Origin of the sequence: Pseudomonas sp. 18175 (assembly GCF_050432925.1) — a bacterium.
Lineage (GTDB): Bacteria > Pseudomonadota > Gammaproteobacteria > Pseudomonadales > Pseudomonadaceae > Aquipseudomonas.
This window is the reverse complement of the sequence record NZ_JBKFTO010000012.1, coordinates 73,790-92,061: the sequence shown is the minus strand read 5'-3', so window position 1 is coordinate 92,061 and position 18,272 is coordinate 73,790. Positions and strand designations below refer to the sequence as shown.

Sequence of the window (18,272 nt, the reverse complement as noted above, 5' to 3'; positions counted from 1 at the left end):
TTTACACGCAAAAGCCCCACGCATCCGATGCGTGGGGCTTTGCGTTTAGCTGCCGCTATTAGAAGTGGAAGCTGGTGGACAACAGCGCCGTACGACCAGCTGCCTGGTTGGCGAAGTGCGAGGCGTAGGCCTTGTCGTAGTAGGTCTTGTCAGTCAGGTTTTGCACGTTCAACTGTAGGTCGACGTTCTTGGTCAACTTGTAGCTGGCCATGGCGTCGTAGCGGGTGTACGAGGGCACATACACGGTGTTGGCCGCATCGCCGTAAACCTGGTCGACGTAGAACGCGCCGCCACCGATGGTCAGCTTCGGGGTCACGTCATAGGTGGTCCACAGGCTGAACGAGTTCTCCGGGGTGTTGGGCATCTGGTTGCCTTTGTTGGAGCCTGCCGTGACTACACCGGTGCGGTTGCCGTTTTTACCTGGGTCAACCAGCTCGGCTTTCAGGTAGCTGTAGCCGGCGAACACTTGCCATTGCTCGGTGATTTTGCCGCTGGCCGACAGCTCAAGGCCGTCGACACGGGATTCACCTGCGGTTTGGTAGGTGTTGGAGTCCACCAGGATGCGGGTGTTTTTCTTCTCGGTACGGAACACCGCAGCCGAGAGGGACAGGCGGTTGTGGAACAGGTCCCACTTGGTGCCCAGCTCGTAGTTGACGGTTTCTTCAGGTTTCAGGTCGCTGGTGTTGATGCCGGTCGGGATCGCGTTGTTGTCCACGCCTTCACCCACCAGGCCGCCAGCTGGCGAAGCCGAGGTGGCGTAGGAGGTGTAGATGCTGCCGTTATCCAGCGGTTTCCAGACCAGGCCGGCCTGCCAGTTGAAGAACTGGCTGTCGTCCTTGACCTTGCTGCGTGCCTTTACGGTAGAGGTCGGCACGGCGTTGGTGTTGGCTTCGGTGTCGAAGGTGTCGTAGCGCAGGCCGATGTTCAGCAGCCATTTGGGGTCCAGTTCGATGGTGTCGAACACATAGGCGGCGCGGCTGGTGGCCTTGGTGTTGGTGCCCATGTAGTTGCGCGCGATGGTGCCGTTCCAGGCGTCGTCCGGGTTCGGGTTGCTCAGCGAAGTGCACTGGCCACCCAGGCTGCCGGCGGCCACGGTGCAGGTCGGGTTGGCGTTCGGGCTGACGGTGTAGCCGCTGACGCGGGTTTCTTCGCCAGTGAACTCAAGGCCAGTGGAGTAGCTGTGCTTGAAGCCCAGGGCCTGGAAGTTGCCGAACAGGTCGGTCTGGTTGGTGGTGGTCGTGGTGGTGGAGACGCGGGTGTTGGCTCGACGCCACACCGTGCCGAAACGGCTGACGTTACGTGTGCTGTCGTCCGGCTGGGTGAGGATGTAGTCCTGGCCGGTGCTGCCATGGCGCAGGGTGTTTTTCAGGGTCATGGTGTCGCTCAGGTCGTGCTCGACGGAGACGGTGCTGATGTCCGCACGGGTCTTGCGGAAGTCACGGCTCTTGAGGCCGTAGAAGTTGCTGCTGTCGCCGCCGTCGGTGGGTTTGTCATGGACGTGAGTGGCGGTCGTGCTGCTGTTGGGGAAGGCGTAGGGAATCCCCGAGTCCGGCAGATCGTTACTTTCCATGTGGTAGTAGCTGAGGTTGACGCGGGTCGGGGTGCCCAGGCCAAAGGTCAGCGACGGCGCCACGCCCCAGCGGTCGTAGTTCACTGCATCGCGGCCAGCGACGTTCTGTTCGTGGCTCATCAGGTTCAGGCGGAACGCGGCGCTGTCATCCAGGAACTGGCGGTTTACGTCGAGCACGTAGCGTCGGGTCTGGTCGGAGCCGTAGGTGAAGCCACCGTTGGTGAAGTCCCGTGCTTGCGGGGTTTTGCTCACCAGGTTGAGGCTGCCGCCGGCCGAGCCACGACCGCCGAACGAGGAGTTCGGGCCTTTGCTGACCTCGATCGATTCGATGTCGAAGATTTCACGGCTTTGGCCGCCGGTGTCGCGCACGCCGTCCAAGTAGGTATCGCCTTGGGCGTCAAAACCACGGATGAACGGGCGGTCGCCCTGTGGGTTGCCGCCTTCACCAGCGCCGAAGGTGATGCCCGGTACGGTGCGCAAGGCATCCTGCAACGAGGTGGCAGCGGTGTCCTTGAGCACTTGTTGCGGAACCACGGTGACCGAGCGCGGTGTGTCCACCAGCGGCGCGGTGTACTTCTGCGACGAGGCTTTTTCGACCTGGTAGGAGGTGTTGTCCTGCTCCTGGCCGGTGATGCTGGTGGCGCCGAGAGAAATGCTGTTGCGCTCGCCTTTTTGTTCGGTGTCTTCAGCCGCTTGTGCCAGGTGGGCAGCAGAGCTTGCAGTGAGAGCAACGCCGATGGCCGAGGCCAGCATACGTGGTGAACTGGCAGGTGTTTTTATTGAAGTGCGCGACATGACGTGTCCTTTCCCCAAGGATGTGAGGCGGCGGAATATAGGGCGAACAAGTATTCATATCAATTGCGATACATTGCTATTTGCATCAAATTTACGTTCTTTACACTTTCCCCTTACGGTTTTTACGATCTCATCCGTCTCGGCGTTTTACAGGCTTGATAAGAATCAATACCATTGGCGCCTCTCTGAATTCAGGTGGTATCGCCCCATGTTGCTGCACATTCCCGGCCTGTTCTCTCGTGAAGAAGTGCAGCGCATCCGCCAGGCGCTAGAAACCACCGATTGGGCCGACGGCAAAATCACAGCCGGGCACCAATCCGCCAAAGCCAAACACAACCTGCAATTGCCCGCAGGCCACCCCCTGGCCAAGGAAATCGGCGCGGCGATGCTGGAGCGGTTGTGGAAAAATCCGCTGTTTATGTCGGCGGCGTTACCCAACAAGGTCTTCCCGCCGCTGTTCAACTGTTACACCGAAGGCAAGAGTTTCGACTTCCATATCGATAACGCCGTGCGTCAGGCCCGGGGTAGCTTTGAGCGGGTGCGTACCGACTTGTCGTCGACCCTGTTCTTCAGCGATCCGGAGGAGTACGACGGCGGCGAGCTGGAGATTCAGGACACCTTCGGCCTGCAACGGGTCAAGTTGCCAGCCGGCGATATGGTGCTGTACCCCGGCTCCAGCCTGCACAAAGTCAACGCCGTGACCCGTGGCGCGCGCTACGCCTCCTTCTTCTGGACCCAAAGCCTGGTGCGCGAAGACAGCCAGCGCACGCTGCTGTTTGAAATGGACGGCGCGATCCAGCAACTGAGCGCCGATATGCCCGACCACCCGGCGCTGATCCAACTCACCGGCACCTACCACAACCTGCTGCGCCGCTGGGCTGAGGTCTGACATGGGTTTTTTGTTGCGTCGCGAAGAAGTGCTCAACGTCGAGCAATTGCAAAGCATGCTCGACGACTCTCCGGTACGTGCCGCCCAGGCCATCCTGATCGCGGCGAAAGAAGGGGTGGTGGATGCCCAGGCCCTGCTCGCGCAAATCCTGCTGGAAGGCCGAGGCATCGCACAGGATGAAGCGCTGGCGCTGCGCTGGTTCCAGATCGCGGCCCAGGGCGGGCACTTGATGGCGCGCAATATGGCTGGGCGTTGCCTGGAGCATGGTTGGGGCTGTGCAGTCGATGAAGCGGCGGCGGCGCGGGAATACCGCGTGGCGGCCGAGGCGGGGTTGGATTGGGGGCAGTATAACTGCGCCAATCTGCTGGCCACCGGTCGCGGGGTTGCCGAAGACCAAGGGCAAGCGCTGGCCTTCTATCGCCAGGCCGCCGAGCAAGGCCACGCTAAATCGATGAACCTGCTGGGGCGTTATCTGGAAGATGGACGGTTTTGCCCGAGGGATCTGGATGCCGCTGTGGATTGGTATCGCCGTTCAGCGGAAGGCGGCGATTTTCGCGGACAGTTCAGCTACGCGGCGGTGCTGGCGGACAGAGGCCAGGTCGATATAGCGCTGGAGTGGTTGCGCAAGGCATTGGCGGGGGGGAACTTGAAGTTCTTGCACACGGCGCAGAAGGCGTTGGCGGCGGCGGATGATCCGCAAGTCCGCGCGATGGCCGAGGAGTACGAGGCGCGTGCGACACAGCTGAGTCTGTAGACACCGGCTGTGGCGAGGGAGCTTGCTCCCGCTGGACCGGGCTGGCGCTCCAGTGCGAAGCGCTCCCAACATCGTCGGGGCCGCTGCGCAGCCCAGCGGGAGCAAGCTCCCTCGCCACAGGGAGCCGGTTTCTACAGGGTCAGACGTAGAACGACTTCAACGGCGGAAACCCATTGAACTCAACCGCGCTGTAGCTGGTGGTGTACGCACCGGTGGACAACCAGTACAAACGATCACCAATCGCCAGGTTCAGCGGCAGGCCGTACTTGTAGTTCTCGTACATGATGTCGGCGCTGTCGCAGGTTGGGCCGGCGATAACCACTTCTTCCATCTCGCCTTTCTTCTCGGTCCAGATCGGGAACTTGATGGCTTCGTCCATGGTTTCGATCAGGCCGGAGAACTTGCCCACATCCGTGTACACCCAACGCTCGACGGCGGTACGGGATTTACGCGCAACCAGTACCACTTCGCTCACCAGGATACCGGCGTTGGCGATCAATGAACGGCCCGGCTCCAGGATGATTTCCGGCAGGTCGTCGCCGAAGTCTTCCTTGAGGAAGCGGATGATTTCTTCAGCGTAGGTTTCCAGGCTGTTGGTGCGAGTGATGTAGTTGGCCGGGAAGCCGCCGCCCATGTTGATCAGCTTCAGGTGAATACCGTCTTCTTCCTTCAGGCGTTCGAAGATCACTTTGACCTTGGCGATCGCCGCGTCCCACACGCTGATGTCGCGCTGTTGGGAACCGACGTGGAACGAGATGCCGTACGGCACCAGGCCCAGGTCACGGGCCAGGATCAGCAGGTCCATGGCCATGTCGGTCTGGCAGCCGAATTTGCGCGACAAAGGCCAGTCAGCTGTGGTCGAGCCTTCGGTGAGGATACGCACATACACTTTCGAGCCCGGTGCGGCCTTGGCGATGTTACGCAGGTCGGCTTCGGAGTCGGTGGAGAACAGGCGCACGCCTTTCTCGTAGAAGTAGCGGATGTCCTTGGATTTCTTGATGGTGTTGCCGTAGCTGATACGGTCGGCGCTGACGCCACGGTCCATCACTTTGTCCAGCTCATAGATGGAGGCGATGTCGAAGCTCGAACCTTTCTCTTTGAGCAGGTCGATGATCTCGACGGCCGGGTTGGCCTTGACCGCGTAATAGACTTTGGCGAATTCGAAACCGGCGCGCAGGTCATCGTAGGCCTGGCTGATCATCGCGGTGTCGATCACCACGAACGGGGTTTCTTGCTTATCGGCGAACGCCTTCATTTTGTCAAAAGTGGCGCGCGCGAAATAATCTTCGACCTTGATCGACATGCTGGGAACTCCTACTGGCAAACTGAAATTAACAATGGGTGCAAATGAACGTCCTCCGTATCCCCACTTTGGTTCGCCTACTTCCCAAGGCATGTCGCCGAAAGCAAAAAGGCCATGGGCGGTAATGCAGCCCTTGGCCTTGCTGTCTCGTCGTCAGTACTTGAGCCGGATGGATCGTTTCCAGCATGGACGTTCGGCGCGAACTTTAGGGCGTGAGGGGCTTGAGATCAACTAAAAATGTCGCGTTTTTGCACGCGTTCGTCGCGGGGACCCGTGCAGCTACTTATGTAACCGACAGGTGTGACGGAATGATGTTCCCCGAAAGAGGAGACAGAGAGGAAAAAGGGGGGCTTTTTTAAACGTTCCGCCCCCGCATTCCTGGCATGAGTGTTCAGGAAACCTTACTGACTTAACCTCTCACTACAATCTGGAATGTCCAACTGCCACTTAGATAGGGAGGGTCAATTTGCGTGAGCGTGACGGGGATACTCATATTGCTCGTCACTGACGTGATTCTGACGTTACCGTTCAAGTACCCCAGACCTGCACCGACGAATACCCCTGGGATATTTGGATCGATCCATCTTCCGTTACCGGGAACCTTATTCCCATTGGCATCCAGTAGATCGGCGAAAGGACGTATTTCGTATGAGTTTCCTCTGGTTACCGTATGGGGATTCCCGCTTGGGCTCAATCGCAACGTTACCGCCTGATTTGGGTTCGGATCCGGCTGGTCTTCGCGGCCAGGCGGTGCAGTTGGCAAGTCTGAAGTTGTGGAATTGGTCATTACAGGCTCCTGAATCTGAAGGAAGGCATATCAATGCGCAGGTATGCGCAGAGGCTCTCATGTGCAGATAAAAGGCTGCACAGGGTCAGTTGAATGCTTTGCCAGATAAAAAGAACCTGTGACTTCTCACAGTTTCTGATACCAATTTGTAATAACCAGAAAAAATCGTGATATTCGATCGAATATGGGCGAGAGCAAGCCCCCTCCCATATGATTAAGCGCGTAGTTTCAGGTCACGCCAGCGCAGTCTCCGCTGGCGAAACAATACTGGTCTTGCCCCCACGGGACTTACCAGAGCTTAAATACTCAGCAATCGACTCCTGCGTCACTTCCCCAAGGAACACCCGCTCCGCATCCATCACCGGCAACCACGAGCGGTTGAACTCGTACATGCGCGACAACAAGATGCGCAAATGCTCGTCATACGCCGCCGTGGCGTTGAACTCGCGCAGGTACTGGCCGCAGGTGCCGGTCTGACGGTGCAGGTCGCGACGTCGTACGTAACCCAGCGCCTTGTTCTCGGCGCAGGTGACCACCACATAGCGGCGGTCGTGCTCGTCCATCAGTTCCAGCGCATCGGCCACCGGGGTTTCCGGGCTGACCGAGGGGGCGTTGTCCGCCGCGTCTTCGGCCTTCACCAGCAGCAGGCGCTTGAGGGTGCTGTCCTGGCCCACGAAGTTGCTGACGAACTCGTCGGCCGGGTGGGCCAGCAGGGTGTCCGGATGGTCGATCTGCAGCAACTTGCCAGCACGGAAGATGGCGATCTTGTCACCCAGCTTGATGGCTTCGTCGATGTCGTGGCTGACCATGATCACAGTCTTGTTCAGCGCGCGCTGCATCTCGAAGAACTCGTTCTGGATCATCTCGCGGTTGATCGGGTCGACTGCGCCGAAGGGCTCGTCCATCAACAGCAACGGCGCGTCGGCCGCCAGTGCGCGGATCACACCGATACGCTGTTGCTGCCCGCCCGACAATTCACGCGGGTAGCGATGCAGGTACTGCTTGGGCTCCAGCTTGATCATGCTCATCAACTCGCGGGCGCGGTCGTGGCATTTCTGTTTGTCCCAGCCGAGCAGCTTGGGCACGACCACGATGTTTTCTTCGATGGTCATGTTGGGGAACAGGCCGATCTGCTGGATCACATAGCCGATGTTGCGACGCAGGGTCACTTCATCCAGGTCGGTGGTGTCTTCACCGTTGATCAAAATCTTGCCCGACGTGGGCTTGATCAGGCGGTTGATCATTTTCAGCGTGGTGCTCTTGCCGCAGCCCGAAGGGCCGAGGAATACGCAAATCTCGCCTTCGTTGACGGTCAGGCTCACATCGTTCACGGCGGTGACAGTCTTGCCGTTGCTTTGGAAGGTCTTGGACAGGTTTTGAAGTTCGATCATTTGAGCAATCCTTTTGGAGTCAGCGAGCGTTGCAGCCATTGCAAAAGCAGGTCGGCGAAGATGGCCAGGAGACTGACCAACACGGCGCCGACGATCAGCATCGACATGTCGCTGCGGCTGATGGAAGCCAGAATAAGTACACCCAGGCCACCGGCGCCGATGGTGGCGGCGATGGTCATTACACCAATGTTCATCACCACGGCGGTGCGTACACCGGCGAGGATCACCGGCACGGCGATGGGCAACTCGACCATGCGCAGGCGCTGACCGAAGGTCATGCCGATGCCGCGTGCGGCCTCGCGAATGCCCGGTTCCACGCCGGTTAGGGCCAGGTAGGTGTTACGCATGATCGGCAGCAGGGAGTAGAGGAACACCGCGGTGATCGCCGGCATCGGCCCCAGGCCCTGGCCGAATTTGGAGTAGAACGGCAGCAGCAGGCCGAACAGGGCGATGGACGGCACGGTCAGCAGCACCGTGGCGCTGGCTTGCAGCGGGCCGGCCAATGTCGGGAAACGCGTCATCAGGATGCCCAGCGGCACGCCGATCAGGATCGCGAGGATCACGGCGATGCCCACCAGGGTGATGTGCTGCCAGGTCAGGTGCAGGACTTGGGCCCAGTCAAGATGGGAAAAGGCGTTCAGAAATTCCATGTCTTCTCCTCTTATTGATTGATCGGGTGTTGGCGCAAGAAATCGGCGGCAACAGCGGATGGGCTTTCATGGTCGACGTCGACCCGCGCATTGAGCTGGCGCATGGTTTCATCGTCGAACAGCGCGGCCAGTGGCTTGAGGTCGGCGGCCAGTTGCGGGTGAGCGTCGAGATAAACCTGACGCACCACAGGCGCTGCGGTGTAGTCCGGGAAGTAGTGCTTGTCGTCTTCCAGCAGCTTCAATTTGAATGCGTTCAGGCGACCGTCAGTGGTGTAGACCAAACCGGCAAACACCTGGCCATTACGCAGGGCGGTGTAGACCAGGCCGGCGTCCATCTGCCGGGTGTTCTTGCGGGTCAGGTTCATGTCGTACAGCTTGACCATGCCGGCCAGGCCGTCGGAGCGGTTGGCGAACTCGGTGTCCAGGGCCACCAGGCGGTGGGCGTCGGCCTTGGACGCGACGGCTTCAGTCAGGTCGCTGATGCTATTGATCTCAGGGTGTTCCTCGGCAACCTTCTCAGGCAGCGCCAGGGCATAGGTGTTGCTGAAACGCGACGGCGAGAGCCAGACCAGGCCTTTTTTCGCGTCGAGTTCTTTAACCCGTGCGTAGGACTGTTCGCTGTCGAGCTTCTCGTCCACGTGGTTGTAGGCCACCAGCGACACGCCGGTGTATTCCCAGATCAGGTCCAGTTGCCCGCTTTCCTGGGCACTGCGCGCCAGGTTGCTGCCCAGGCCACCGGTCACGCGGGTGTCATAGCCCTTGGTGCGCAGGTACTGGGAGGTGATTTCGGCCAACAGGGTCTGTTCGGTGAACACCCGGGCGCCGATGCGGATGACTGGTTTTTCGGCGGCTTGCGCAATGCCTGCGAACAGCAGGACGCAGCTCAATATCAAAGTCAGTTTTTTCATGTGAATTCCTTAGCAGCCTTAAGACGGACGCAACCCGCGTTCCAGCCAGAGGCGGCTGGCCATGGTCACCAGACCGTCAAGCAGCAAGGCCAGCAACGCGGTGCACGCGGCGCCGAGCAGCAATTGCGGCTGATTGTTCAGGGCGATGCCGGGGAAGATCAGGCTGCCCAGGCTGTTGGCGCCGATCAGGAACGCCAGCGGGGCGGTACCGACGTTGATCGCCAGGGCCACGCGCACGCCACCGATGATGATCGGCACAGCGTTGGGCAATTCCACGCGAAACAGCACCTGGCGCGGCGTCATGCCGATGCCGGTGGCGGCTTCTTTGAGGGAACCCTGGACGTTTTTCAGGCCTTCGTAGGTGTTGCGCACGATGGGCAGGAGGGAGGCTAGGAACAGCGCGAAGATGGCCGGGCCGCTGCCGATGCCGAGGACGCCGAGGGCGATGGCCAGTACGGCCAGGGGAGGGACGGTGTTGCCGATGTTGAAGATCTGCATGAAGCGTTCTGCGCGCCCGACCATGTGCGGTCGGCTGAGCAGGATACCGGCGGGGATGCCCACAACAAGGGCCGCCAGCATGGAGACTAGAACGAGGATCAAATGTGCTTGCAGGTAAAACAACAAATCGTCGCGGTACATCTCGATCGTGTTGATGCCAATCCAGTGGACCAGCAGGGCCAGGAGGGCGACGACAACCGCACCTCCTATCAGCCCTTTGCCATAGCGAATAGCCACAGGCGGACTCCTTTTTTCTTTTGTCGGCGAACACATTTCCGAGCGGCAATGCCATTCCTGGCTGTCGGCGAATGTGGTCGCGAAAAGCAGCTTGGTCATGTCGGTAAGGCGACGTGAGATCAAGCCATGAGCGCAGCCTCGTCAGGCTAACTTGCTGATTTATCAGCCCCTGTTCCGAGTGCGGTAGCAGGGGAGTGGACGTCTCGACCTTTTAAAAGGTTCCACACTTGGCAGCATTTAGCCACCCCTAATCGGGTGAACGGTGGTCCGGGTGCCTGTGATTACGCTATACTCGCCGCCCTTTTTTGACTCACCTGCCAGGCGATTTCCCATGACCCACCAGGCCGCCGAAGTCGCGAAACGCCGCACTTTCGCCATTATTTCCCACCCCGATGCCGGTAAAACCACCATCACCGAGAAGCTGTTGCTGATGGGCAAGGCAATCGCGGTGGCCGGCACGGTGAAATCCCGCAAATCCGACCGCCATGCCACCTCCGACTGGATGGAAATGGAAAAACAACGGGGTATTTCCATTACCACGTCGGTCATGCAGTTCCCGTATCGCGACCACATGGTCAACCTGCTCGACACCCCGGGCCACGAAGACTTCTCCGAAGACACCTATCGCACCCTGACCGCGGTCGACTCGGCGCTGATGGTCCTCGACGGCGGTAAAGGCGTCGAGCCACGTACCATCGCGCTGATGGACGTGTGCCGCCTGCGTGACACGCCCATCGTCAGCTTCATCAACAAACTCGACCGCGACATCCGCGACCCTATCGAGCTGTTGGATGAAATCGAAGCAGTCCTGAAGATCAAGGCCGCGCCGATCACCTGGCCGATTGGTTGCTACCGCGACTTCAAGGGCGTGTACCACCTGGCCGACGACTACATCATTGTCTACACCGCCGGCCACGGTCACGAACGCACCGAAACCAAGATCATCGAGAAGCTCGACTCGGACGAAGCCCGCGCCCACCTGGGTGACGAGTACGACCGTTTCGTCGACCAACTGGAACTGGTGCAGGGCGCCTGCCATGAGTTCAACCAGCAGGAGTTCCTCGACGGCCAACTGACCCCGGTGTTCTTCGGGACTGCCCTGGGCAACTTCGGCGTGGACCACGTGCTGGATGCGGTTGTCGATTGGGCCCCGCGCCCACTGGCCCGTGTGGCCAACGAGCGCACCGTAGAGCCGGTTGAAGAAAAATTCACCGGCTTCGTGTTCAAGATCCAGGCGAACATGGACCCCAAACACCGCGACCGTATCGCCTTCATGCGCATCTGCTCCGGCAAATACGAAAAAGGCATGAAAATGCGCCACGTGCGCACCGGCAAGGACGTACGCATCGGCGACGCCCTGACGTTCTTCTCCTCCGAGCGTGAACAGCTCGAAGAAGCCTACGCCGGCGACATCATCGGCCTGCACAACCACGGCACCATCCAGATCGGCGACACCTTCACCGAAGGCGAAACCCTGGGCTTCACCGGCATCCCGCACTTCGCCCCGGAACTGTTCCGCCGCGTACGCCTGCGCGACCCGCTCAAATCCAAGCAACTGCGCCAAGGTTTGCAGCAGTTGGCCGAGGAGGGCGCCACCCAGGTGTTCTTCCCCGAGCGCAGCAACGACATCATCCTCGGCGCCGTCGGTGTGCTGCAGTTCGATGTGGTCGCCAGCCGCTTGAAAGAGGAATACAAGGTCGAATGCTCCTACGAGCCCATCACCGTGTACTCCGCGCGCTGGATCGATTGCAGCGATAAGAAGAAGTTGGAAGAGTTCTCCAACAAGGCGGTAGAAAACCTCGCGGTGGACGGCGGTGGTCACCTGACCTACCTGGCGCCTACGCGGGTGAACCTGGCATTGATGGAAGAGCGCTGGCCGGATGTGAAATTCCGCGCGACTCGCGAGCACCATTAAGGTCTGAGCGGTATCGAGAAGGGTGAAGCTGTGATGGCTTCACCCTTTTTTATAGGCGCTGCAAAACCAAATGTGGGAGCGGGCTTGCTCGCGAATGCGGTGTTTCAGCCGATACATATTTCACTGACCCACCGCTTTCGCGAGCAAGCCCGCTCCCACAGGTTGCTCTTCACAAGGCTTGAGGTTGGCGAGAACCGTATATCGGGACTAGCTTTTACCCTCAGACTGTAAAGGAGACCGCTGTGCGAACTCATCAACGCGCCATCCACCTGATACTGCTCGCTGGCCTGCTACTCCCCACCACCCACGCCCTGGCCGACGCCGGCACGCCCCAATGGAAAGACACCGGCCCCGTCACCAAGCGCAAGCAGAACGAAGTCAACTCCGGCAGCTGGAAGCCCCAGGCCCAGCCTGCGCCCAAGGAAGACGCCGAAAACCCCTATAACGAAGGGGAAGACAGCGAAACCTACGACGACGGCGATACCTGACAGGCGCGATTGGCGCAAACCCTTGGACGGAACTAGCTTGATTGATAGTGCCGGTCGAATGCCGGTGCGTGTGATTCACTGACGGGATGGAAACTGACCATGACTATCTTTCAACGTTTAGTGCTGTTGCTCAAAGTGCTGGTGGTGTTATCGCTGGGTGCCTCCTCCGCATGGGCCAACACCGCCGTGCAGAGCCAAGCGACGGGGTTTGTGGCGTCAAAGACCTTGCAGTTGGCTGCAAGCGAATCAGAAGCCGGCGACAAGGACCAAGGCGGCTCCGAGGATGACGATGACCAACAAGCGCCACCGGATGATGACAACAGCGATGATCAAGGTGATAGCGACACATAAAAAAAGCCCCGCCCGCCGGGTTGATGCGCAATCCGACGGGTGGGGCGTTAGAACTCATGTAATGCCCTGGGCCTAATCACCCAGGGCATTTTTTTGCGCGGTCACGCCACAAATTGCTCCGCGTAGTGGCAAGCCACTTGCCGATTATCCAACGCCCGCAACTGCGGCTCCTCGGTGCTGCACCGCGCCGTCGCATACGGGCAACGCTTGTGAAACGCGCAGCCAGGCGGCGGGTTCAGCGGGTTGGGCAGCTCGCCGACGATCTTGATCTTCGGTTTGTTCGGGTCCGGGTGAATGGTCGGGGTGGCCGACAGCAATGCCTGGGTGTAAGGATGCAGAGGGCGGGCGTAGATGTCTTCCTTGGGGCCCACTTCTACCGGGCGGCCGAGGTACATCACCATCACGTCGTCGGCGACGTGTTGCACCACCGCCAGGTTGTGGGAGATGAACACGTAGGCGGTGTTGAATTCCTGTTGCAAGTCCATGAACAGGTTGAGCACCTGGGCCTGGATCGACACGTCCAGTGCCGAGGTGGGTTCATCGGCCACCAGCACTTTGGGTTGCAGCATCATGGCGCGGGCCAGGGCGATGCGTTGGCGCTGGCCACCGGAGAACATGTGCGGGTAGCGCTGATAATGCTCGGGGCGCAGGCCCACTTGTTTCATCATCGCCTGCACTTTCTCGCGGCGTTCGGCGGCGGACAGGTTGGTGTTGATCAGCAGCGGTTCGCCCAGTTGGTCGCCGACTTTCTGCCGGGGATTCAACGAGGCGTACGGGCTCTGGAACACCATCTGCACGTCTTTGCGCAATTGCTTGCGCTGGGCTTTGTCGGCACCGGCGACTTCCTGGCCGGCGATTTTCAACGAGCCCGAAGAGGGCTCCTCGATCAGCGTGAGGGCACGGGCCAATGTGGATTTGCCGCAACCCGACTCGCCCACTACCGCGAGGGTCTTGCCGGCTTCCAGCTCAAAAGACACGCCATTGAGGGCACGCACCGTGGCGTGGCCCTTGAACAGGCCACGGGACACTTCGTAGTGACGGGTGAGGTCGCGGGCGGTAAGAACGACGGCCATTACGCCACCTCCTGGTTCAAGGGGTAGAAGCAGCGCGCAAGGCTGTTGGTTTTCGGGTCAAGCCCTGGGCGCTGGGTACGGCAGCTTTCCTGCACGTACGGGCAGCGCGGTGACAGCAGGCAACCTTGCGGGCGGTCATAACGGCCCGGCACGATGCCCGGCAGCGTGGCCAGGCGCGTGGCGCCCAGGCTGTGCTCGGGAATCGCCTTGAGCAGCGCTTCGCTGTAGGGGTGTGCCGGAATGTCGAACAACTGCGGCACCTGGCCGACTTCCACCGCTTGGCCGGCGTACATCACGCATACGCGCTGGGCGGTCTCGGCCACTACGGCCAAGTCGTGGGTGATGAGCACCAGGCCCATGTTCTGCTCTTTTTGCAGGGCCAGCAGCAGGTCCATGATCTGCGCTTGAATCGTGACGTCCAACGCGGTGGTCGGCTCATCGGCGATCAGCAGTTTTGGCTCGCCGGCAATCGCCATGGCGATGGCTACACGCTGGCTCATACCGCCGGACAGTTGGTGCGGGTAGGCGTCCATACGGCTGGCAGCGCCTGGGATCTCGACCTTTTCCAACAGTTCGATGGCGCGTTTGCGCGCTTGCTTGCCAGACATTTTCAGGTGCAGGCGCAGCACTTCTTCAATCTGGAAACCCACGGTGTAGCTAGGGTTCAGCGCGGTCATCGGGTCTTGGAAGACCATCGCCAGGTCTTTGCCGACGATTTGGCGGCGCTGGCGGTTGCTCAGTTTGAGCATGTCCTTGCCGTCGAAGGTCAGCGAGTCGGCGGTGACGATGCCGGGGTGCTCGATCAGGCCCATCAGCGCCATCATGGTCACGGATTTACCCGAACCCGACTCGCCAACAATCGCCAGGACTTCGCCTTTGTCGACCGAGATGTCGAGGCCATCGACTACCGGTACGGCGGTCTTGTCGCCGAAGCGTACGTTGAGATTCTTGATTTCTAACAGTGACATGGGAATCTCCTCAGGCGGCGTTCTTGAGTTTCGGGTCCAGCGCATCGCGCAAGCCGTCGCCCATCAAGTTGATTGCCAGCACGCTGAGCAAAATGGTCAAACCCGGCAAACTCACTACCCACCAGGCGCGTTCGATGTAGTCACGGGCCGAAGCCAGCATGGTGCCCCACTCAGGGGTTGGCGGTTGTACGCCAAGGCCGAGGAAGCCCAGGGCGGCGGCATCGAGAATCGCCGAGGAGAAGCTCAAGGTCGCCTGCACGATCAGCGGCGCCATGCAGTTGGGCAGCACGGTGATGAACATCAGGCGTGGCAAGCCAGCACCAGCCAGGCGCGCGGCAGTTACGTAGTCACGGTTCAGTTCGCCCATCACCGCTGCGCGGGTCAAGCGTACGTAGGAGGGCAGCGACACGATCGCGATGGCGATCACGGTGTTGATCAGGCCAGGGCCGAGGATGGCGACAATGGCAACCGCCAGCAGCAGCGAGGGCAGGGCCAGCATGATGTCCATCAGGCGCATGATGGTCGGGCCTAGCAGGCGCGGGAAGAACCCGGCGAACAAGCCCAGCAGGATGCCCGGAATCAGCGACATCACTACCGATGACAAGCCGATCAGCAGCGACAGGCGCGAGCCCTGGATCAAGCGCGAGAGCAGGTCGCGGCCCAGTTCGTCGGTGCCCAGCAGGAACTGCATTTGCCCGCCTTCAAGCCACGACGGCGGGGTTAGCAGGAAGTCACGGTATTGCTCACTCGGGTTATGCGGCGCCACCCAAGGGGCGAAAATCGCGCAGAACACGATCAGCAGCATGAACGCCAGGCCGGCAACCGCGCCTTTGTTCTTGGAGAAGGCTTGCCAGAATTCTTTGTACGGGGACGGGTACAGCAGGCTTTGATCGACTGCTGACACTTGAGTAGGTGTGGTCATGGTCTTGATCTCAGCGCTGGTGACGGATGCGTGGGTTGGCGAAGCCGTAGAGGATGTCCACCACGAAGTTCACCAGGATCACCAGGCAGGCGATCAGCAGAATGCCGTTTTGCACCACCGGGTAGTCCCGCGCGCCAATGGCTTCGATCAGCCATTTGCCGATGCCGGGCCACGAGAAGATGGTTTCGGTCAGTACCGCACCGGCCAGCAGCGTGCCGACTTGCAGGCCGACCACGGTCAATACCGGGATCAAGGCATTACGCAGGCCGTGCACGAACACCACCCGCGCCGGCGACAGGCCTTTGGCCTTGGCGGTACGGATGTAGTCTTCGCGCAGCACTTCGAGCATGGATGAGCGGGTCATCCGCGCAATCACTGCCAGCGGGATGGTGCCGAGCACGATGGCCGGCAGGATCAGGTGGTGCAGGGCGTCGAAGAACGCGTCCGGCTCGTCAGCCAGCAGGGTGTCGATCAGCATGAAGCCGGTGCGCGGCTCGATGTCGTAGAGCAGGTCGATCCGCCCGGAAACCGGGGTCCAGCCAAGGCTCACCGAGAAGAACATGATCAGGATCAGGCCCCACCAGAAGATCGGCATCGAGTATCCCGCCAGGGAGATGCCCATCACCCCATGGTCGAACAGGGATCCTCGCTTGAGTGCCGCGATCACCCCGGCCAACAGGCCCAGGATACCGGCGAACAACAGGGCGGCCATGGACAGTTCCAGGGTCGCGGGGAAGAGGGCGGTGAATTCAGTCCACACGCTGGTGCGGGTGCGCAGGGATTCGCCAAGGTCGCCCTGGGCGAGCTTGCCGACGTAGTCCAGGTATTGCGCATACAGCGGCTTGTTAAGGCCAAGGCGTTCCATTGCCTGTGCGTGCATCTCGGGGTCGACGCGCCTTTCACCCATCATCACTTCGACGGGGTCGCCAGGGATCATGCGAATCAACGCAAACGTGAGCAACGTGATGCCGAAAAACGTGGGGATCAATAACCCCAGTCGGCGGGCAATAAAACTAAACATCGTGTTGTGTACCTCAATCAGCCGGTTAGGCAAGTTCGGCACTGCCCTGGTGGGCGGTGCCGAGCGTTTTTCTTATTTACTTCACCTGGGTGGTGGCGAAGTTATTGGTACCCAGAGGGCTTTGTTGGAAACCTTCTACGTTTTTGCGCATGGCCGTGAACAGTTTCGGATATGCCATGGGCAGCCAGGGTTGGTCTTTGTCGAAAACGTCCTGTGCTTGTTCATAGAGTGCAGCGCGCTGGGCGGGTTCAGCGACGGCGCGTGCCTTGTCGATCAAGTCTTGAAACTCCTTGTTACACCAGCGCGCGTAGTTTTCGCCGTTTTTGGCCGCATCGCAACTCAGGTTGGGCGTGAGGAAGTTGTCTGGGTCGCCGTTGTCGCCGACCCAGCCCGCCGAAACCATGTCGTGCTCACCGTTTTTAGCACGCTTAAGCATTTCGCCCCATTCCATGACTTTGATGTTCACTTTCAGGCCAATCTGCGCCAGATCTGCCTGCATGCGCTGGGCGCCGAGCATCGGGTTGGGGTTGGTCGGGCCGCCACCGTTGCGGGTGAACAGGGTGAATTCAGTGCCTTCCGGTACGCCGGCTTCCTTGAGCAGGGCGCGGGCCTTGTCCAGATCGCGCGGCGGGTTCTTCAACTTGTCGCTGAAACCCAACAAAGTCGGTGGATAAGGGCCGGTGCCCACCACGGCATTACCTTTGCCGAACAGGGCTTCGGTATAGCCGGCCTTGTCGAACGCGATATTGATGGCGTGGCGTACCCGCGCATCGCTCATGTATTTGTGGGTGGTGTTCATCGCGGTGTAGCTGGTGGTCATCGCCGCCAGTTCATCGACTTTCAGGTTCGGGTCTTTCTTGATGCTTGGAATGTCATCTGGCTTGGGGAACAGCGCAATTTGGCATTCGTTGGCCTTGAGCTTCTGCAGGCGCACGTTGTTATCGGTGCTGATCGCCAGGATCAGCGGGTCTACCTGCGGTTTGCCACGGAAGTAGTCGGGGTTGGCCTTGAACCGCACCTGAGCATCTTTCTGATAACGGGTGAAGACGAACGGGCCGGTGCCGATGGGCTTGGCGTTAAGGTCTTCGGTCTTGCCGGATTGGAGCAACTGGTCGGCGTATTCCTTCGAATGGATGGAAGAGAATGCCATGCCCAGGTCGGCCAAAAACGGTGCTTCAGGGCGGGTGAGGGTAAAGACGACGGTGTGATCGTCGGTCTTCTCGACGCTCTTGAGCAGTTCCTTGAAGCCCATGCTTTCAAAGTACGGGTAGCCCACGAGGGACTTTTTATGCCACGGGTGGTTCGGGTCCAGCTGGCGCTGGAAGCTCCAAAGCACGTCGTCGGCATTCATGTTGCGCGTGGGTTTGAAGTAGTCGGTGGTGTGGAACTTGATGTCGTCACGCAGGTGAAAGGTGTAGGTCAGGCCATCGGCGCTGATTTCAGGCAGGGCCTTGGCCAGTGCGGGAACCACTTCGGTGGTGCCGGGCTTGAAGTCCACCAGGCGGTTGAACATGGTTTCGGCCGCGGCGTCAGCGGTGACCGCCGTGGTGTACAGCACCGGGTCGAAACCCTCCGGGCTGGCTTCGGTGCAGACCACCAGCGGTTTGGCCGAAATGCCAACAGCCACGCTTAACAGCGCGACAGCGATGGCGGCTTGTAGCGGGAGCATTTTCATTATCAGACCTCGAACACTCGATGGAACCAGACAAGCGTAGACGGCGGGCTCGTCCTGAGCCCGCCGTCTACCTGGCG

Annotated in this window: 16 protein-coding genes; 5 read left to right on the top strand and 11 right to left on the bottom strand. The window is 60.1% G+C overall.

Annotated elements, in window-relative coordinates; all coding sequences use genetic code 11:
- Positions 1 to 58 precede the first annotated feature (58 nt).
- A complete protein-coding gene (locus ACLD1Y_RS17705; RefSeq protein ID WP_429479153.1) occupies positions 59 to 2,365 on the bottom strand; it encodes a TonB-dependent receptor in 2,307 nt (768 codons plus the stop codon).
- A gap of 208 nt (positions 2,366 to 2,573) precedes the next feature.
- Between ACLD1Y_RS17705 and ACLD1Y_RS17700 the strand changes: the two genes are divergently transcribed.
- Together ACLD1Y_RS17700 and ACLD1Y_RS17695 are read left to right on the top strand one after the other, a co-directional pair.
- Positions 2,574 to 3,254: a Fe2+-dependent dioxygenase gene (locus tag ACLD1Y_RS17700; protein WP_429479152.1), complete on the top strand. Its 681-nt coding sequence runs from the start codon at positions 2,574 to 2,576 to the stop codon at positions 3,252 to 3,254.
- Between the two features lies 1 nt (position 3,255).
- Positions 3,256 to 4,008, top strand: coding sequence for a tetratricopeptide repeat protein (locus ACLD1Y_RS17695; protein ID WP_429479151.1), 753 nt, complete (start codon positions 3,256 to 3,258; stop codon positions 4,006 to 4,008).
- Between the two features lie 139 nt (positions 4,009 to 4,147).
- On the opposite strand, the gene ACLD1Y_RS17690 is transcribed toward ACLD1Y_RS17695, so the two are convergent.
- From ACLD1Y_RS17690 to ACLD1Y_RS17670, 5 genes are all read right to left on the bottom strand, one after another.
- Positions 4,148 to 5,311 carry a type III PLP-dependent enzyme gene (locus tag ACLD1Y_RS17690; protein ID WP_105520936.1) on the bottom strand — a complete coding sequence of 388 codons (1,164 nt, stop codon included), beginning with the start codon at positions 5,309 to 5,311 and terminating at the stop codon, positions 4,148 to 4,150.
- Positions 5,312 to 6,331: 1,020 nt separating this feature from the next.
- Positions 6,332 to 7,489 carry a betaine/proline/choline family ABC transporter ATP-binding protein gene (locus ACLD1Y_RS17685; RefSeq protein WP_003171711.1) on the bottom strand — a complete coding sequence of 386 codons (1,158 nt, stop codon included), beginning with the start codon at positions 7,487 to 7,489 and terminating at the stop codon, positions 6,332 to 6,334.
- A complete protein-coding gene (locus ACLD1Y_RS17680) occupies positions 7,486 to 8,139 on the bottom strand; it encodes an ABC transporter permease (protein ID WP_135287373.1) in 654 nt (217 codons plus the stop codon). The genes ACLD1Y_RS17685 and ACLD1Y_RS17680 overlap by 4 nt, the downstream gene beginning before the upstream one ends.
- 11 nt (positions 8,140 to 8,150) lie before the next feature.
- Entirely contained in the window at positions 8,151 to 9,047 is an 897-nt protein-coding gene (locus ACLD1Y_RS17675) for a glycine betaine ABC transporter substrate-binding protein (protein ID WP_429479150.1), read from the bottom strand.
- 18 nt (positions 9,048 to 9,065) lie between these two features.
- On the bottom strand, positions 9,066 to 9,818 hold the full coding sequence (locus ACLD1Y_RS17670) for an ABC transporter permease (protein ID WP_429479273.1): 753 nt from the start codon (positions 9,816 to 9,818) through the stop codon (positions 9,066 to 9,068).
- Between the two features lie 295 nt (positions 9,819 to 10,113).
- On the opposite strand from ACLD1Y_RS17670, the gene ACLD1Y_RS17665 reads away from it, so the two are divergent.
- The 3 genes from ACLD1Y_RS17665 to ACLD1Y_RS17655 all read left to right on the top strand — a co-directional run bounded on the left by ACLD1Y_RS17665 (position 10,114) and on the right by ACLD1Y_RS17655 (position 12,536).
- Positions 10,114 to 11,697, top strand: a complete 1,584-nt coding sequence (locus ACLD1Y_RS17665) for a peptide chain release factor 3 (RefSeq protein ID WP_135287375.1) — start codon at positions 10,114 to 10,116, stop codon at positions 11,695 to 11,697.
- A gap of 242 nt (positions 11,698 to 11,939) precedes the next feature.
- Entirely contained in the window at positions 11,940 to 12,185 is a 246-nt protein-coding gene (locus tag ACLD1Y_RS17660) for a hypothetical protein (protein WP_429479149.1), read from the top strand.
- Between the two features lie 99 nt (positions 12,186 to 12,284).
- Entirely contained in the window at positions 12,285 to 12,536 is a 252-nt protein-coding gene (locus ACLD1Y_RS17655; protein WP_429479148.1) for a hypothetical protein, read from the top strand.
- Between the two features lie 101 nt (positions 12,537 to 12,637).
- Here the strand turns inward: ACLD1Y_RS17655 and ACLD1Y_RS17650 are convergent, their stop codons facing one another.
- From ACLD1Y_RS17650 to ACLD1Y_RS17630, 5 genes are all read right to left on the bottom strand, one after another.
- Positions 12,638 to 13,609: a peptide ABC transporter ATP-binding protein gene (locus ACLD1Y_RS17650; protein WP_025856265.1), complete on the bottom strand. Its 972-nt coding sequence runs from the start codon at positions 13,607 to 13,609 to the stop codon at positions 12,638 to 12,640.
- Positions 13,609 to 14,577 carry an ABC transporter ATP-binding protein gene (locus ACLD1Y_RS17645; RefSeq protein ID WP_429479147.1) on the bottom strand — a complete coding sequence of 323 codons (969 nt, stop codon included), beginning with the start codon at positions 14,575 to 14,577 and terminating at the stop codon, positions 13,609 to 13,611. Before ACLD1Y_RS17645 ends, ACLD1Y_RS17650 begins: the two co-directional genes overlap by 1 nt.
- A 10-nt stretch (positions 14,578 to 14,587) precedes the next feature.
- Positions 14,588 to 15,499: an ABC transporter permease subunit gene (locus ACLD1Y_RS17640; RefSeq protein ID WP_429479146.1), complete on the bottom strand. Its 912-nt coding sequence runs from the start codon at positions 15,497 to 15,499 to the stop codon at positions 14,588 to 14,590.
- Positions 15,500 to 15,509: 10 nt separating this feature from the next.
- Positions 15,510 to 16,520, bottom strand: a complete 1,011-nt coding sequence (locus tag ACLD1Y_RS17635) for an ABC transporter permease subunit (RefSeq protein ID WP_017739471.1) — start codon at positions 16,518 to 16,520, stop codon at positions 15,510 to 15,512.
- Between the two features lie 76 nt (positions 16,521 to 16,596).
- Positions 16,597 to 18,195 (bottom strand): ABC transporter substrate-binding protein, encoded by a 1,599-nt coding sequence (locus ACLD1Y_RS17630; RefSeq protein ID WP_429479145.1) that lies wholly within the window; start codon positions 18,193 to 18,195, stop codon positions 16,597 to 16,599.
- Positions 18,196 to 18,272: the final 77 nt, after the last annotated feature.

Excerpts from the sequence above, each read along its gene's own strand:
- ACLD1Y_RS17705 (WP_429479153.1), bottom strand. The coding sequence starts at position 2,365 with ATGTCGCGCACTTCAATAAAAACACCTGCCAGTTCACCACGTATGCTG.
- ACLD1Y_RS17700 (WP_429479152.1), top strand. The coding sequence starts at position 2,574 with ATGTTGCTGCACATTCCCGGCCTGTTCTCTCGTGAAGAAGTGCAGCGC.
- ACLD1Y_RS17695 (WP_429479151.1), top strand. The coding sequence starts at position 3,256 with ATGGGTTTTTTGTTGCGTCGCGAAGAAGTGCTCAACGTCGAGCAATTG.
- ACLD1Y_RS17690 (WP_105520936.1), bottom strand. The coding sequence starts at position 5,311 with ATGTCGATCAAGGTCGAAGATTATTTCGCGCGCGCCACTTTTGACAAA.
- ACLD1Y_RS17685 (WP_003171711.1), bottom strand. The coding sequence starts at position 7,489 with ATGATCGAACTTCAAAACCTGTCCAAGACCTTCCAAAGCAACGGCAAG.
- ACLD1Y_RS17680 (WP_135287373.1), bottom strand. The coding sequence starts at position 8,139 with ATGGAATTTCTGAACGCCTTTTCCCATCTTGACTGGGCCCAAGTCCTG.
- ACLD1Y_RS17675 (WP_429479150.1), bottom strand. The coding sequence starts at position 9,047 with ATGAAAAAACTGACTTTGATATTGAGCTGCGTCCTGCTGTTCGCAGGC.
- ACLD1Y_RS17670 (WP_429479273.1), bottom strand. The coding sequence starts at position 9,818 with ATGTGTTCGCCGACAAAAGAAAAAAGGAGTCCGCCTGTGGCTATTCGC.
- ACLD1Y_RS17665 (WP_135287375.1), top strand. The coding sequence starts at position 10,114 with ATGACCCACCAGGCCGCCGAAGTCGCGAAACGCCGCACTTTCGCCATT.
- ACLD1Y_RS17655 (WP_429479148.1), top strand. The coding sequence starts at position 12,285 with ATGACTATCTTTCAACGTTTAGTGCTGTTGCTCAAAGTGCTGGTGGTG.
- ACLD1Y_RS17650 (WP_025856265.1), bottom strand. The coding sequence starts at position 13,609 with ATGGCCGTCGTTCTTACCGCCCGCGACCTCACCCGTCACTACGAAGTG.
- ACLD1Y_RS17645 (WP_429479147.1), bottom strand. The coding sequence starts at position 14,577 with ATGTCACTGTTAGAAATCAAGAATCTCAACGTACGCTTCGGCGACAAG.
- ACLD1Y_RS17640 (WP_429479146.1), bottom strand. The coding sequence starts at position 15,499 with ATGACCACACCTACTCAAGTGTCAGCAGTCGATCAAAGCCTGCTGTAC.
- ACLD1Y_RS17635 (WP_017739471.1), bottom strand. The coding sequence starts at position 16,520 with ATGTTTAGTTTTATTGCCCGCCGACTGGGGTTATTGATCCCCACGTTT.
- ACLD1Y_RS17630 (WP_429479145.1), bottom strand. The coding sequence starts at position 18,195 with ATGAAAATGCTCCCGCTACAAGCCGCCATCGCTGTCGCGCTGTTAAGC.